The organism is Streptosporangium sp. NPDC003464 (assembly GCF_053588315.1).
The window spans coordinates 1-13,122 of the sequence record NZ_JBSFPS010000279.1 but is presented as its reverse complement, the minus strand read 5'-3'; the positions used below and the strand labels follow the sequence as shown (position 1 = coordinate 13,122).

At 72.8% G+C, this 13,122-nt stretch carries 15 protein-coding genes; 8 read left to right on the top strand and 7 right to left on the bottom strand.

The genetic code is table 11. The features are described 5' to 3' along the window. The coding region (gene dnaN / locus ACWDS7_RS39995; protein WP_451933511.1) for a DNA polymerase III subunit beta at positions 1–755 on the bottom strand (755 nt) is incomplete at its 3' end. Positions 756–1,050: 295 nt separating this feature from the next. Between dnaN and ACWDS7_RS39990 the strand changes: the two genes are divergently transcribed. Continuing rightward, complete coding sequence (locus ACWDS7_RS39990) at positions 1,051–1,704, top strand: response regulator (protein WP_451933510.1); 654 nt, start codon at positions 1,051–1,053, stop codon at positions 1,702–1,704. 164 nt (positions 1,705–1,868) lie between these two features. Here the strand turns inward: ACWDS7_RS39990 and ACWDS7_RS39985 are convergent, their stop codons facing one another. Next, positions 1,869–2,654: an alpha/beta fold hydrolase gene (locus ACWDS7_RS39985; protein WP_451933509.1), complete on the bottom strand. Its 786-nt coding sequence runs from the start codon at positions 2,652–2,654 to the stop codon at positions 1,869–1,871. 114 nt (positions 2,655–2,768) lie between these two features. Continuing rightward, positions 2,769–4,217: an MFS transporter gene (locus ACWDS7_RS39980; protein ID WP_451933508.1), complete on the bottom strand. Its 1,449-nt coding sequence runs from the start codon at positions 4,215–4,217 to the stop codon at positions 2,769–2,771. Positions 4,218–4,315: 98 nt separating this feature from the next. Here ACWDS7_RS39980 and ACWDS7_RS39975 point away from each other — a divergent pair, with 98 nt between their 5' ends. After that, positions 4,316–4,798, top strand: a complete 483-nt coding sequence (locus tag ACWDS7_RS39975) for a MarR family winged helix-turn-helix transcriptional regulator (protein WP_306861479.1) — start codon at positions 4,316–4,318, stop codon at positions 4,796–4,798. Positions 4,799–4,851: 53 nt separating this feature from the next. On the opposite strand, the gene ACWDS7_RS39970 is transcribed toward ACWDS7_RS39975, so the two are convergent. Both ACWDS7_RS39970 and ACWDS7_RS39965 read right to left on the bottom strand, forming a co-directional pair. Further along, on the bottom strand, positions 4,852–5,529 hold the full coding sequence (locus ACWDS7_RS39970; protein ID WP_451933507.1) for a response regulator: 678 nt from the start codon (positions 5,527–5,529) through the stop codon (positions 4,852–4,854). After that, on the bottom strand, positions 5,514–7,037 hold the full coding sequence (locus ACWDS7_RS39965) for a sensor histidine kinase (protein ID WP_451933506.1): 1,524 nt from the start codon (positions 7,035–7,037) through the stop codon (positions 5,514–5,516). The genes ACWDS7_RS39970 and ACWDS7_RS39965 overlap by 16 nt, the downstream gene beginning before the upstream one ends. A gap of 133 nt (positions 7,038–7,170) precedes the next feature. Between ACWDS7_RS39965 and ACWDS7_RS39960 the strand changes: the two genes are divergently transcribed. The 4 genes from ACWDS7_RS39960 (at position 7,171) to ACWDS7_RS39945 (ending at position 10,247) form a co-directional block, all read left to right on the top strand. Then, positions 7,171–8,070 carry an ABC transporter ATP-binding protein gene (locus tag ACWDS7_RS39960; protein ID WP_451933505.1) on the top strand — a complete coding sequence of 300 codons (900 nt, stop codon included), beginning with the start codon at positions 7,171–7,173 and terminating at the stop codon, positions 8,068–8,070. Continuing rightward, on the top strand, positions 8,067–8,801 hold the full coding sequence (locus ACWDS7_RS39955; RefSeq protein WP_451933504.1) for an ABC transporter permease: 735 nt from the start codon (positions 8,067–8,069) through the stop codon (positions 8,799–8,801). The genes ACWDS7_RS39960 and ACWDS7_RS39955 overlap by 4 nt, the downstream gene beginning before the upstream one ends. Before the next feature lie 85 nt (positions 8,802–8,886). Next, complete coding sequence (locus ACWDS7_RS39950; RefSeq protein ID WP_451933503.1) at positions 8,887–9,468, top strand: TetR/AcrR family transcriptional regulator; 582 nt, start codon at positions 8,887–8,889, stop codon at positions 9,466–9,468. 26 nt (positions 9,469–9,494) lie between these two features. Continuing rightward, positions 9,495–10,247, top strand: a complete 753-nt coding sequence (locus tag ACWDS7_RS39945; protein ID WP_306861493.1) for an SDR family NAD(P)-dependent oxidoreductase — start codon at positions 9,495–9,497, stop codon at positions 10,245–10,247. 154 nt (positions 10,248–10,401) lie between these two features. On the opposite strand, the gene ACWDS7_RS39940 is transcribed toward ACWDS7_RS39945, so the two are convergent. Then, complete coding sequence (locus ACWDS7_RS39940; protein WP_451933502.1) at positions 10,402–11,301, bottom strand: SMP-30/gluconolactonase/LRE family protein; 900 nt, start codon at positions 11,299–11,301, stop codon at positions 10,402–10,404. A 105-nt stretch (positions 11,302–11,406) separates the two neighbouring features. Here ACWDS7_RS39940 and ACWDS7_RS39935 point away from each other — a divergent pair, with 105 nt between their 5' ends. Beyond that, positions 11,407–11,883 carry an Lrp/AsnC family transcriptional regulator gene (locus tag ACWDS7_RS39935; protein ID WP_306861497.1) on the top strand — a complete coding sequence of 159 codons (477 nt, stop codon included), beginning with the start codon at positions 11,407–11,409 and terminating at the stop codon, positions 11,881–11,883. A gap of 32 nt (positions 11,884–11,915) precedes the next feature. Here ACWDS7_RS39935 and ACWDS7_RS39930 read toward each other — a convergent pair whose 3' ends face one another. Continuing rightward, entirely contained in the window at positions 11,916–12,314 is a 399-nt protein-coding gene (locus ACWDS7_RS39930) for a winged helix-turn-helix transcriptional regulator (protein WP_306861499.1), read from the bottom strand. Positions 12,315–12,430: 116 nt separating this feature from the next. On the opposite strand from ACWDS7_RS39930, the gene ACWDS7_RS39925 reads away from it, so the two are divergent. Next, positions 12,431–13,122, top strand: a 692-nt coding sequence (locus ACWDS7_RS39925; protein WP_451933501.1) for an NADP-dependent oxidoreductase, incomplete at its 3' end; no start/stop codon positions are given.

Sequence of the window (13,122 nt, the reverse complement as noted above, 5' to 3'; positions counted from 1 at the left end):
GCCCGGATCGGCCAGTCGTCGGTCAGCCGCGCGCGGTAGTCGATGAACTGCTCGTCGAGCAGGCGGACCGTGGTGCTCCGGCCGACGCTCTCGAACCCCGCGACCCCGTCGCCCAGCGCCATCGACACCTCGCCGCCGCGCAGTGACTTGGCCACCTCGACCAGCACCCGGGCGGGCACCATGGCCGCGGCCGTGCCGCCGGGCCGCTCGGGACGCCAGCCGAACTCCCTGGCCGCGATCCGGTAGCGGTCGGTGGCGGCCATGGCCACGGTCTCGCCGGAGATGTCGACCCGGATGCCCGTCAGCATGGGGAGCGTCTCGTCGCGGCTGGCCGCGGGGGCCACCTGGCCGACCGCGCTGGCGAAGACCCCGCCGCCGACCGCACCGATCTTCGGTGGCATGGCCGGCAGGGTCGGGAAGTCTTCCACCGGCATGGTGAGCAGGCCGAACTCGGCGCTGCCGCAGGTCAGCACCGCTTCGGAACCGCTGATGGCGATCTCCACCGGCTCGGCGGGCAGGCTCCGGGTGATCTCCGCGAGGATCCGGCCGGGGATCAGCACCCGGCCCGGCTCCGCCACGTCGGCCTCGATCGAGGCCCGGGCGGAGACGTCGTAGTCGAAGGCCGACAGCACGAGGTCGTCGTCGGCCTCCAGCAGCAGCCCGGAGAGCACGGGGAGAGCCGGACGGTTCGGCAGCGCCCGGGCGACCCAGGCCACCGCGTCGGCCAGGACATCACGGTCAACCTGGATCTTCACCTGATCATCCCTCCGTCCTGAACGGCACCGCCATCCGCGGTGGCCGTACGTCAACAGCACCGTAGCCGGTGGGACCGACAAGAACCTCCCAGCCACCGCATATCTCCTCCATGCGGACGGGAGCGGCCGGCCGTACAACAGGGGAGGGGCTCGGACCGCCCGGCAGGCACGGGCCGAGGCGCCGACCAATATGGTCGTACATGCGAGGCTCCCCGGCACGGGTCGGGCTTCGAGGAGAAACTCCGGGAAGCTCCGGAATCCTCCGGAAGGCTCCGTAGAAGGGGAAGGTTGGCTGATGAGCATCCGTGTGGTGGTGGCCGACGACCAGGAGCTGGTCAGGGGCGGGTTCTCCATGATCCTGGATGCCCAGCCGGACATCGCCGTCGTGGCCGAGGCGGGCGACGGGGCCGAGGCGGTCGCCGCGGTCCGCGAGCACCGGCCCGACCTGCTGCTGCTCGACATCAGGATGCCCAGGATGGACGGCATCGCGGCCGCCCGGGTGGTCTGCGAGGAGACCTCCACCAAGGTGCTCATGCTGACCACGTTCGACCAGGACGACTACGTCTACGACGCGCTGCACGCCGGGGCCAGCGGGTTCCTGCTGAAGGACGTGCGCCGCGACGACCTGGTCCACGCGGTCCGGGTGGTGGCCGCCGGCGAGTCGCTGCTCGCGCCGTCGGTGACCCGGCGGCTGATCGACGACATGGTCCGCAAGCAGGTTAGGCCCCCGGCCCCGGTGGCCGGGCTCGACGCGCTGACCGCCAGGGAACGCGAGACCCTCGGGCTCCTCGGCCGCGGCCTGTCCAACGCCGAGATCGCGGCCACGATGGTGGTCAGCGAGCACACGGTCAAGACCCACGTGAGCAACGTGCTGACCAAGCTCGGACTGCGCGACCGGGTGCAGGCGGTCATCACGGCCTACGAGACCGGGCTGGTCGGGCGCGGCTGACGCCCTCCCGCGCGGGCGCGGCGGGGCCTCTCCCGGCGTCTCCACCAGGAGCGCACCGTGCCGCCCTCCCGCGGGGGCACGGCGGGGCCCATGACGGCCGAGATCGGCCGGGCTCCGGACCGCCCTCCGCGGGCACGGCGGAGCCGCCCGCCGCGCCCGGCCCGTCAGAACCCGTCCAGCCACTCCGCGACGACCGCCACGAACAGCTCCGGGTTCTCGAACGGCAGGGCGTGGCCGCCCTCGACCTCGCGGTAGCCGGCGCCGTAGACGCGGTCGGCCAGCTCCCGCTGGTGGCGCGGGGGCACGATCAGGTCGTGGGCGCCGGCGAGGAACATGGCCGGGGCCTTGATCCACTGGAGCATCGGGGAGATGTCCACCCTGGCGTCCAGCTCGATCTGCCGCAGGATCCGCCCGTCGAGCAGGGCGGTGAACCCGGCCGCGGCGTCCTCGAAGTCACCGGTCCCGCGGGCCGCGAGCGTGGCCGGGCCCATCGCGGTGAGCTGGAGCAGCCGGGCGAGCAGTTCCTTGTCGGCGCGGAGCAGCCGGGCCCAGTAGTCGAACTGGAAGATCTCCCGGGGGCCGCTGGTGACCCATCCCGCGTGGGCGAACAGCGACAGCACCTCATCGGTACGGCGGGCGGCCACGGCGGTGGCGACGACCGCGCCGAGGGAGTGGCCGACGATGTGGTACTCCGCCAGCCCGGCGTCCGCCGCGGCCGCGGCCACCTGGTCGGCGAGCCCCTCCACGGTCAGCGGCTCCCCCCGGTCGGCGGTCTCTCCGGCGCCGGGCAGGTTGACCGCCACCACGGTGAAGCGGTGCCCGACGGCCTCGACGAGCGGCGCCCAGTTGCTGTCGGCGTCGGCGCCGGTGCCGTGGACGAGCACCAGGCCGGGGCCCGAACCGCTGACGCGGTAGTCGACGGATGTGGTGCCCACGGTCACGAGAGGCATGGGGTCTCCTTGGGGTGAGGCGGTTGGCCGGGGGATGGACGGGGCCGGCGGTTCGAACGGATCCGGTGGCTCAGGGATGGACTCGGCGGCTCAGGGATGGACGGGGCCGGCGGCTCAGGGACGGGCGCGGCGGTTCAGGGAGAGGAAGACGGCCGCGGAGACGGCGGTGAAGACGGCGATCGCGAGGAGGGTCAGGCGCAGGGAGTCGGTGTAGACGCCGGCGGCATGCGGCGGGATCCCGGCCAGGTCTCCGGCGACCACGCGGTTGGCGAGGTCGCGGTCGCCGTCCAGACCTGACCGGGTCAGGCTGACCAGCAGGGCCCCGGTGACACTGACCGCCACCGCCTCACCGGCCAGGCGCATGGTGTTGAACACCCCGGAGGCCATCCCGGCCCGTTCGGGCGGCGCGGCGCTGACCGCCGCGTTGTCGATCAGGCCGAACGCCAGTCCGACGCCCAGGCCGAGGACGGTCAGCGGTCCGGCGACCTGGGTCCAGCCCCCGGCGGGGGTCAGCGTCACCAGCCACAGGTCTCCCACGGCGATCAGGGCCAGGGCGGCGGTCAGCAGCGCGCGCAGCGAGAATCTCCGGAGGAGGGCTCCGGCCGCCGGCGGCACCAGCAGCACCGGCAGGCCCAGCGGGACCATGCTGAGCCCGGCGTCGAGCGGACCCGCTCCGCCGACCGAGCGGAAGTAGAGCGGCAGGTAGGTGCCGGGGGCGACGAACCCGAAGCCCATCGCGAACACCATCCAGATGACCGCGAGGAAGCGGCGGTCGCGCAGCAGGCCCAGGTCGAGCATCGGGCGGACGCTCCGCGTCTCGATCCCGACGAAGGCCAGCAGCAGCCCGGCCGCCCCGGCGAACATCGCCAGGACGCCCCCGTGCGCCCAGCCGAGCTGCGGCCCCTCGACGGTGGCGAGGGTGAACAGGGCGAGCGCGCCGGTGAAGGTCAGTGCCCCGGCCCGGTCGAAGCGCGTGGCGCCGGGGTCGCGGGACTCCCTCATGTGCGGCACGCCGAGGGCGACCGCGGCCACCGCGACCACGACGTTGGACAGGAACACCGCCCGCCAGCCGCCCAGCGCGAGCAGCCCTCCGCCGATGACGGGCCCGAGCGCGATGCCCGTGCCGAAGGCCGTGCCGAGGACGCCGAACGCCCGGGCCCGGGCCCCGCCCTCGAAGGCGCCGGCCAGGACCGCGCTGCCCGCGGTCAGCACGCCGGTCGCCGCGGCGCCCTGCACGGCCCTGGCCAGGTCCATCACCAGGATCGTCGGCGCGAGGGCGCAGACCAGCGAGGCGAGCGCGAACAGCAGCGTGCCGAGCGCGAAGACCCGCCTGCGGCCGAACCGGTCGGCCAGTGCCCCGGCGGGAAGCATGCACGCGGCGAACGCGACGTTGTATCCGTGCAGGACCCACTGCTGGCCGACCAGCCCGGCCCCCAGCTCCCGCCCGAGGGCGGACAGGGCGAGGGCCGGGGCCATCACGGAGATCGGCAGCATCGTGCCCGCCACGGCCACGGTGGCCAGGGTGATCCCCGGCCGGTGCCCGGCCTGTCGGGTAAGCGCCACGGCTATCGCCTCTCAGAGTTCATGCTTTAAGACGAGAGCTGACGATAGACAGAACTCTGATAACTAGTCAAACCCTGTCGTTGGGTAGGATCCTGTGCATGGGAATGCCTCCGGACGAGCGGCTGGGAAGCCACGTCAAGCGGGTGGAGCAGGAGTTGATGGCGCTCAAGCACATGGTGCTCAAGCCGTCCGGCCTGACCGTGCCGCAGTACCAGGCGCTCTACTTCCTGGGGGAGAGCCCCGGCATGTCGGCCGCCGCGCTGGCCCGCGCGTGCCTGGTCACCCCGCAGACGATGGCCACGACCCTGGGCAACCTGGAGAACAAGGGGCTCGTCGAGCGGACCGCGCACCCATGGCACCGCAACGTGCTGGAGACCCGCCTGACCGAGAAGGGAAGGGCCGCTCTGGAGGAGGCCGACGCGTCCGCGTCGGCTGTCGAGCGCCTGCTCTCCGAGACGTTCACCGCCGGGGAGCGCGAGCAGCTGATCGCACTGCTCGGCCGCTTCTCCGACAGCCTGCACGCCCAGGCGCGCGAGATCCCCGGCGGCTGCAAGGTCATGACCCCGTTCGGGCGCGACTAGGGCGGTGACCGGGGTCGTCCACCGGGCCGCCCGGCGGCCAGGGCCCGGAGCGGTTACGGCTGGGAGCGGGCGGCGTTGAGGTAGGTCAGGACGGCCAGCACCCGGCGGTTGTCGTCGTCGGACGGGGCGAGGCCGAGCTTGCCGAAGATGCTGGCCGTGTGCTTGCCGACCGCGCTCTCGCTGAGGAACAGGCGCTGGGAGATGGCGGCGTTGGAACGGCCCTCGGCCATCAGCTCCAGCACCTCGCGCTCGCGCGGGGTCAGCGCGCCGAGCGGCCCGTGCCGGGCGGTGCTGACCAGAAGCTTGGCGATCACCTCGGGGTCCATCGCGGTGCCCCCGGCGGCGACCCGGCGGACCGCGTCGACGAACTGCTCGGCGTTGAACACCCGGTCCTTCAGGAGGTAGCCGACCGCCCCGGAGCCGTCGGCCAGCAGCTCGCGGGCGTAGAGCTGCTCGACGTGCTGGGAGAGCACCAGCACCGGCAGGCCGGGGACGGCCCGGCGGGCGGCCAGCGCAGCCTGGAGTCCCTCGTCGGTGAAGGTGGGCGGCAGCCGTACGTCGACCACGGCGACGTCGGGCCGCTCGCCGGTCAGCGCACTCAGCAGCTCGGGCCCGGACTCGACCGCCGCGACGACCTCGAAACCATGAGCCTGGAGCAGGTGGACCAGGCCGTCTCTGAGCAGGTAGAGGTCCTCGGCGATGACGACTCGGGGGCTCACTTGCCCAACCATAGACGGGCCGTCATCACCTCTGCCATCCACTGCCTGCGCGAGTGCGCGATGGGGATCGCCAGAGCCATGCCGTACAGGGCCAGGCCCAGCAGGATGTTGAGGACGATGGCCGGCCACTGCCACGGCTCGGGCAGGTAGAGAGCGTAGAACCAGCTGAACTTCTCCTCGCCGGCGAGCTTGACGATCATCGCGACCAGGCCCTGCGGGAACAGGGGGAGCCAGCCCAGCCCCCAGCCGAGCGCGACGAGGACGGCCTTGCGCCGGGGCAGCGAGGGCTTGTCCGGCGGGGCGTCCCAGCCGGACGCGTTCGGCAGGTCGAGGGTGGCCGTGGTCGGGCCGCCGGCCGGGCTGCTGAGCGCGAGCACCCCGTCGAAGGCCGCCAGCCGCCGCTCGATGCCCCGTAGACCGCTGCCCCGGGAGGGGTCGGCGCCGCCCGCGCCGTCGTCGGTGACGGTGACGCGCAGCGCCCTGCCCCGGTCGCTGATGTCGATCCACACGCGGTCCGCGCCTCCGTGCCGGGCCGCGTTGGTGAGCAGTTCGCTGATCGAGAAGTAGGCCGCCGACTCGACGGGCGACTCGGGCCGGGACTTCATCGCGACGGTGACCGTGACCTGCAGCGGGCTGTCCAGCGCCAGGGCGCGTACGGCGTCACCGAGGCCGCGCTCGGCCAGGACCGGCGGGTGGATGCCCCGGACCAGGTCGCGCAGCTCGGTGAGCGCCACGGACGAGGCCTCGCGCACCTTGGCCAGCAGCGCCTTGGCCGCGGCCGGGTCCTTGTCCACCAGTTCCTCGACCGCGCCGAGCGTCATGCCCATGGCGACGAGCCTGGCCTGGGCCCCGTCGTGCAGGTCGCGCTCGATCCGCCGCAGCTCGGCCGCCTGGGAGTCGGCCGCCTCCAGCCTGACCTGGTCGAGCCGCTGGACCCGGCCGGCCAGCATGGACTTGGCGGTGGGCGACAGCAGCAGCCGGGTCCACCACGTGTAGCAGCGCAGCAGCCAGGGCGTCGCGGCCACCCCGGCCACGGCGACGGCCGCTCCCAGAGGGGCGGCCGCCGGGGTCCAGTACCACGGCATGGCCAGGCCGTACCCGGCCGCGGCCAGGGGCAGCAACAGGACCCCGCCGGCGAGCGGGTTCAGCGACAGCCAGAGCCCGTCCCGCCAGGTGGCCGGGTCGGTGAACATCCACTTCCAGCGGTTGTTCCACTCGGGCCAGCGCGGCGTCTTGTAGAGCTGGCGCTCATAGCGGTACCAGCCGTCGGGCTGGCGCCGGGGCGGGGGCGGGGGCGGGAGGTAGGACGGCGCTATCTCGGCGCCCAGCCATCGGCCGGCCAGCCTCCTGGCGAGCATCGTGCGGCGCCTGACCAGCCTGACCACGGGAGTGAAGACGAAGATCAGCCCCAGCGCGGTCATGGCGGCGGTGACCAGGGCCACCCCGAACAGGACGACGTCCATCAGGGCCAGCGCCCCGAGAGCCAGGGCCCGGCCGATCGTCACCACGTGTCGCCTCATGCCCGAAAGTCTCGACCATCGGGCCGGTCGCGCCCAGTGGCGCTGGACGCCGTCCGGGGGTGGAGTTAGCTACACCCCCGCCGGGTGCCCAGACGGATTCTGTACGGCTCGCGGAGTTCCTAGCGTCGTCGGCATGAAGGTCATCGAGGTGAGCAACCTCCGTAAGCGGTACCGCGACCAGCTCGCGGTGGACGACGTGTCGTTCACCGTCGAGGAGGGCGAGATCTTCGGCGTTCTCGGCCCCAACGGCGCCGGCAAGACGACGACCGTCGAGTGCGTCGCCGGCCTGCGCACCCCCGACTCCGGCACCGTGCGGGTGCTCGGCGGCCTGGACGGCGCGGAGCTCAAGGAGCGGCTCGGCGTCCAGCTGCAGAGCTCCGCGCTGCCCGCGAAGATCAAGGTCTGGGAGGCGCTCGACCTTTACGCCTCCTTCTACCGGGCGCCCGCCGACTGGGGCGCGCTGCTGGAGCGGGTCGGGCTCGGCGACAAGCGGGACACCTTCTACGGCAAGCTCTCCGGCGGTCAGCAGCAGCGGCTGTCCATCGCGCTCGCGCTGGTCGGCGCCCCTCGGGTGGCGATCCTGGACGAGCTGACCACGGGTCTCGACCCGCAGGCCCGCCGCGACACCTGGGAGCTCATCGAGCAGGTCCGCGCCGACGGGGTGACGATCGTGCTGGTCACCCACTTCATGGAGGAGGCCGAGCGGCTCTGCGACCGGCTGGCGGTGATCGACGCCGGCCGGGTGGTCGCCGTCGACAGCCCCTCCGGCCTGGTCTCCCGGGCCGCTGCCCACCAGCGCCTCAGGTTCCGGCCCGTCGGGGCCTTCGACGGCGCGGTGCTCGACGCCCTGCCCGAGGTGACCGAGGTGAGCCGCGAGGGCGGCCGGATCGAGGTCACCGGCACCGGCGACCTGCTCGTCGCGGTCACCACCGCCCTGGCCTCGGCCGGCGTCGTCCCCGCCGACCTGCGGGTCGAGCAGGCCACCCTCGACGACGCCTTCCTCGCCCTCACCGGAAAGAAGATCTCCGAATGAACAAGATGATCCTGACCGAGGCGAAGCTCTTCCTGCGGGAGCCGGGCGGCCCGGTCATGGCGGTCCTGCTCCCGCTGGCGCTCCTGCTGGGGCTGGGCAGCATCCCCGGCTTCCAGGAGGCGAGCCCGGAGCTGGGCGGGCAGCGGGTGATCGACACCCAGCTCCCCGGCATGATGGTGATCCTGTCCGTGGTGACGATGGCGCTGACCGCGCTGCCCAGCGTCCTGGTGACCTACCGGGACAACGGCGTGCTGCGCCGGATGTCGACCACCCCGGTCGGCCCGGTCCGGCTGCTGGTCGCCCAGGTGGTGAACAACCTCGCGGTGGCGGCCGTCGCGACCGCCCTGATGATCGTCCTGGGCAACCTGGTCCTCGGCGTGGCCGCGCCCAGGAGCCCCCTGGCGTTCGCGGGCGTGTTCCTGCTCGGCACCGCCTCGATGTTCGGGCTCGGCCTGCTGATCGCCGCCATGGCGCCCAACGCCAAGACCGCCCCCGGGATCGGCTCGCTGCTGATGTTCCCCCTGCTGTTCGTGGCGGGCATGTGGGTCCCCCGGGAGCTCCTGCCGGAGCTGGTGCGGCGGATCGGCGACTTCCTGCCGATGGCGCCGTTCGCCCAGGCGCTGCGCGACACGTGGGCGGGCCACGCGCCCCAGCCGCTGCACCTGGTGGTGATGGCGGCGACCGTGCTCGTCACCGGCGTGCTGGCCGCACGGCTGTTCCGGTGGGAGTAGTCCCCCGGCCCGGGGCGCCCGGTGCCGAGGCGGGCGACGCACACCTTACTTGACCGATCGTTCCATTTTGGTCTACGGTCCCCCCATGGCGAGAACGAAGGAGTTCGATCCGGACACCGCCCTCCAGGCGGCGCTGGAGCTGTTCTGGGAGCGCGGCTACGAGGCGACCTCGATGGCCGACCTGGTGGGGCACCTGGGGATCGGCCGGGCGAGCCTGTACGCCACCTTCGGCGGCAAGCACGATCTCTACCTGAAGGCCCTGCGGCGTTACCTGGAGACCAGGGAACCCTCGCCGGTGGAGATGCTGTCGCAGCCGGGGGCCGCGCTGCCGGCCGTACGCCGCCTGGTGGAGTTCTACGCCGAAGACTCCATCCGTGACCAGCGACGGCGCGGCTGCATGATCGCGAACGCGGCCGGGGAGCTGCTCCCCGGCGACGACGCGGTCGCCAGGTTCGTCGACGCCAACTGGACCTCGCTGGAGACCGCGCTGACCTCGGCGCTCATCCGGGCGCAGGCGCAGGGGGAGCTGGCCGCCGACCGCGACCCGCGGGCGCTGGCCCGGTTCCTGCTGGTCTTCCTGCAGGGGCTGCGGCTGACGGCCAAGGGGATGCCGGACCCCGCACGTCTGCGTGACGCCGCCGCCCAGGCGCTCAGGATTCTGGACTGATCGATCAATTATTTTTTGGAGCAGTCATGAAATTTCAGGACAAGGTGGTTCTGGTGACCGGGGGCGGGGCGGGCATCGGCCGGGCCGTCGCACGGGGATTCGCCCGCGAGGGCGCCCAGGTCGTGGTCGCCGCCCGGGGGCACGAGGCGCTCGGCCAGACCGTGAAGCTGATCGAGGCCGAGGACGGCCGGGCCGCCGCCCTGACCGTGGACGTCTCCGACTCCGCCTCGGTCGCCGGGCTGGTGGAGCAGATCGTGGAGCGGTACGGCAGGCTGGACATCGCGATCAACAACGCCGGGGTGCTCGCCACGGGCGAGGTGGCCGACCAGGCCTGGGAGGACTTCGCCCGGGTGGTCGACATCAACCTGACCGGGACCTTCCTGTCGATGAAGCACGAGATCCCGGCGATGCTGGCCGGCGGCGGCGGGGTCATCGTCAACTTCAGCTCACAGATGGGGGCGCACAAGCGCATCCCCGGGTTCGGCGCCTACGCCGCCTCCAAGGCGGGGGTGACGGCGCTGACGCGCACCGCGGCGCTGGAATACATCGGCCGGGGCATCCGGATCAACACTGTCAGCCCCGGCCCGCACGACACCGCGATGTCCATGCGCCCGGGCGAGACGGAGGCCGACCGGGCGGCCCGCGTGAAGCAGCAGCTCCCGATCGGCCGGGTCGGCTCCCTCGACGAGATCACCGGCACCGTCCTCTGGCTCGCCTCCGAGGACGCGGGCTTCGTCGTCGGGAGCGACATCGTGGTCGACGGCGGCTCCACGGCCTGACCGGCGCGCCCACCGCGGCCCCACCGCGGCCCCGCCCGGTCCGCGGGCCGTGACCGGCGACCGGGCGACGCCGCTCCGGCGGCACGTCGTGACCGGGGCCGGAGTGTGCGGCCGGGCCGGCCATGGCGGTGGCGGCGCCGCCCGGCCGGGCGGCCTACGAGGGCCGGGTGGCGCCGTTCACGGTGAGCAGGATGGTGTAGACCGAGGACGTGGCCGTGATGAACAGCTGGTTGCGCTTCAGGCCGCCGAAGCAGAGGTTGGACACCGCCTCGGGAATGTGGATCTTGCCGATCAGCGTGCCGTCGGGGTCGAAGCAGTGCACGCCGTCCCCGGCCGCGGCCCAGATCCGCCCGGCGGTGTCCACGCGGATGCCATCGAAGACGCCCACGGCGCACTTGGCCAGCACCTCGCCGCCCGAGAGCGTGCCGTCCCCGTTCACACCGAACGAGCGGATGTGGTTGACCCTGGTGTCGACGACGTAGAGCGTGGACTCGTCGGTGGAGAAGGCCAGGCCGTTGGGGCGGACGAAGTCGCCGGCCACCATCCGGACCTCCCCGGTGGCCGGGTCCACGCGGTAGACGTGGCAGGCTCCGATCTCGCTCTCCGCGCGGTGGCCCTCGTAGTCGGTGTCGATGCCGTAGGACGGGTCGGTGAACCAGATCGTTCCGTCCGACTTCACCACCACGTCGTTGGGGCTGTTGAGGCGCCTGCCCTCCCAACGGTCGGCGATCACCGTGATGGAGCCGTCGTGCTCGGTCCTGGTGACCCGGCGGTTGCCCTGCTCACAGGAGACCAGCCGGCCCTCGCGGTCGACGGTGTGGCCGTTGGTGTAGCCGGCGGGCTGCCGGAACGGGCCGACCGCGCCGGTCATCTCGTCCCAGCGGAGCATCCGGTCGTTGGGGATGTCGCTCCAGAGCAGGTAACGGCCCGCCGGGAAGTAGACCGGGCCTTCGGCCCACCGGCAGCCCGTGTGGAGCCGCTCGATGCGGTCGTCGCCACGGCATGCCTTGAACCGGTCGTCCAGCGTCTCGAAGCGCGCCTCGATCGTCTCCATCGTCCCCGTCCTTAGGATTTCGTTCTGTGCATACTTAAGAACACAGGATGCCATTCGGTCAATACCTTTCACTACCGACTTACGTTCGGCAGTACGATGCTCACCGTGGACAACATCGACCGTGAACTCCTCGCCCTGCTCCAGGCCGACGCCACCCAGTCGTACGCCGCGCTCGGCGAGGCCGTGGGCCTGTCCAGCGGGGCCACCCACGAGCGTGTGCGCAAGCTCCGCCTGCGTGGTGTGATCAGGCGGACCTCGGTGGACGTCGACCCGGCGGCGGTCGGCAAGGGCGTGGCGGCCTTCGTGATGATCGACGCCAACGCGTGGATGGGCGGCGAGGAGACCGCCGCCGCGCTCGCCGCGCTGCCCTGGATCGAGGAGGCCCACATCGTCGCCGGGGCCGCCTCCCTGCTGGTCAAGGTGCGCACCTCCAGCCCCGAGGACCTGCAGGCCGTGCTCAGGCGCCTGCACGACGTCCCCGGTGTCACGAGCACCCAGACCGTGGTCGTGCTGGAGACGTTCTTCGAGCGCCCCCTCGATCCCCGGGGTGACAGCCCACGCGGCCAGGAGCGGCCCTCCTAGATCCCACCGCGGCCCCGCCCGGTCAGGCGCGGTCAGGCGCGGGTGTCGTAGGCCTCGCGGGCACTGTGGACCTGCTCGATGTGGCTCTCGGCCCACGCCTTGATGGCCCGCATGAGCGGCTGAAGGTCACGGCCGAGCTCGGTGAGGGCGTAGTCGACGCGGACCGGCACCGAGGGGGTGACCGTGCGGGAGACCAGGCCGTCGCGCTCCATGCCGCGCAGGGTCTGGGTGAGCATCTTCTGGCTGACGCCCGCGATGATCCGGCCCAGGTCGCTGTAGCGCAGCGGGCCGTCCGACAGCGCGTTCAGGACCAGGCTGACCCACTTGTCGCTGATGGTGTCGAGCAGCTCCCTGGCCGGGCAGGCCGCCAGGTAGGCGTCGTAGGCGGCCCGCGCGCCCTCTCGCCGCTGTGCGGCCGTCTGGGTGGCCATGGCGCTCCTTCCGGTGCGGTACGTACCTTCACGTGCGTACTTCCCGATGGAGAGTAACACTCCATAGGTTCGTCTCAGTCAGCCAATCGGCGAGGGAGGCAGCGATGGAGGCGAGGATGCGCGCGGTTGTGGTCCGTACGTTCGGCGGGTCCGGGACCCTGGAGGTCGAGGAGGTGCCGGTCCCCCGTCCCGGCACCGGTCAGGTGCGGATACGGGTGGAGGCGGCGGGCGTCAACCCGGTCGACGTGGCGGTCCGGACCGGGGCGCTCGTCGAGGGCGGGCTGGCCGAGCGGCGCGAGGTCCACGGGCTCGGCTGGGACGTGGCCGGGGTGGTCGAGGAGACCGGCGCCGGGGTCACCGGGTTCGCGGTGGGCGACCGGGTGATCGGCCTGGCCGACCGGCTCGACCTCCCCCTGGGCGCCTACGCCGAGCAGATCGTGCTGGACGCCGACGCGGTGGCCCCCGCCCCCGTCCGCGCCACCCCGGCCCAGGCGGCCACGCTCCCGCTCAACGGCCTCACCGCCGACCAGGCCCTGGACCTCGCCGGCCTGGCCGCGGGCCAGACCCTGCTGGTGACCGGGGCGGCCGGCGGGGTCGGCGGCTACGCCGTCGAGCTGGCGGTGGCGCGCGGGCTGCGGGTGGTCGCCGTGGCGGGGGCCGGGGACGAGGATCTCGTCCGGGGCTTCGGCGCCGAGTTCTTCGTACCCCGCGACGCCGAGCTGGGCTCCGCCGTACGGGAGCTGGTGCCGGGCGGGACGGACGGCGCGATCGACGCCGCCTCGGTCGGCACGGCCGCGCTCACCGCGGT

Bases quoted from the DNA above. Each gene is read 5' to 3' on its own strand.
- ACWDS7_RS39990 (WP_451933510.1), top strand. From the start codon at position 1,051: ATGAGCATCCGTGTGGTGGTGGCCGACGACCAGGAGCTGGTCAGGGGC.
- ACWDS7_RS39985 (WP_451933509.1), bottom strand. From the start codon at position 2,654: ATGCCTCTCGTGACCGTGGGCACCACATCCGTCGACTACCGCGTCAGC.
- ACWDS7_RS39975 (WP_306861479.1), top strand. From the start codon at position 4,316: ATGGGAATGCCTCCGGACGAGCGGCTGGGAAGCCACGTCAAGCGGGTG.
- ACWDS7_RS39970 (WP_451933507.1), bottom strand. From the start codon at position 5,529: ATGGTTGGGCAAGTGAGCCCCCGAGTCGTCATCGCCGAGGACCTCTAC.
- ACWDS7_RS39965 (WP_451933506.1), bottom strand. From the start codon at position 7,037: ATGAGGCGACACGTGGTGACGATCGGCCGGGCCCTGGCTCTCGGGGCG.
- ACWDS7_RS39960 (WP_451933505.1), top strand. From the start codon at position 7,171: ATGAAGGTCATCGAGGTGAGCAACCTCCGTAAGCGGTACCGCGACCAG.
- ACWDS7_RS39955 (WP_451933504.1), top strand. From the start codon at position 8,067: ATGAACAAGATGATCCTGACCGAGGCGAAGCTCTTCCTGCGGGAGCCG.
- ACWDS7_RS39950 (WP_451933503.1), top strand. From the start codon at position 8,887: ATGGCGAGAACGAAGGAGTTCGATCCGGACACCGCCCTCCAGGCGGCG.
- ACWDS7_RS39945 (WP_306861493.1), top strand. From the start codon at position 9,495: ATGAAATTTCAGGACAAGGTGGTTCTGGTGACCGGGGGCGGGGCGGGC.
- ACWDS7_RS39940 (WP_451933502.1), bottom strand. From the start codon at position 11,301: ATGGAGACGATCGAGGCGCGCTTCGAGACGCTGGACGACCGGTTCAAG.
- ACWDS7_RS39930 (WP_306861499.1), bottom strand. From the start codon at position 12,314: ATGGCCACCCAGACGGCCGCACAGCGGCGAGAGGGCGCGCGGGCCGCC.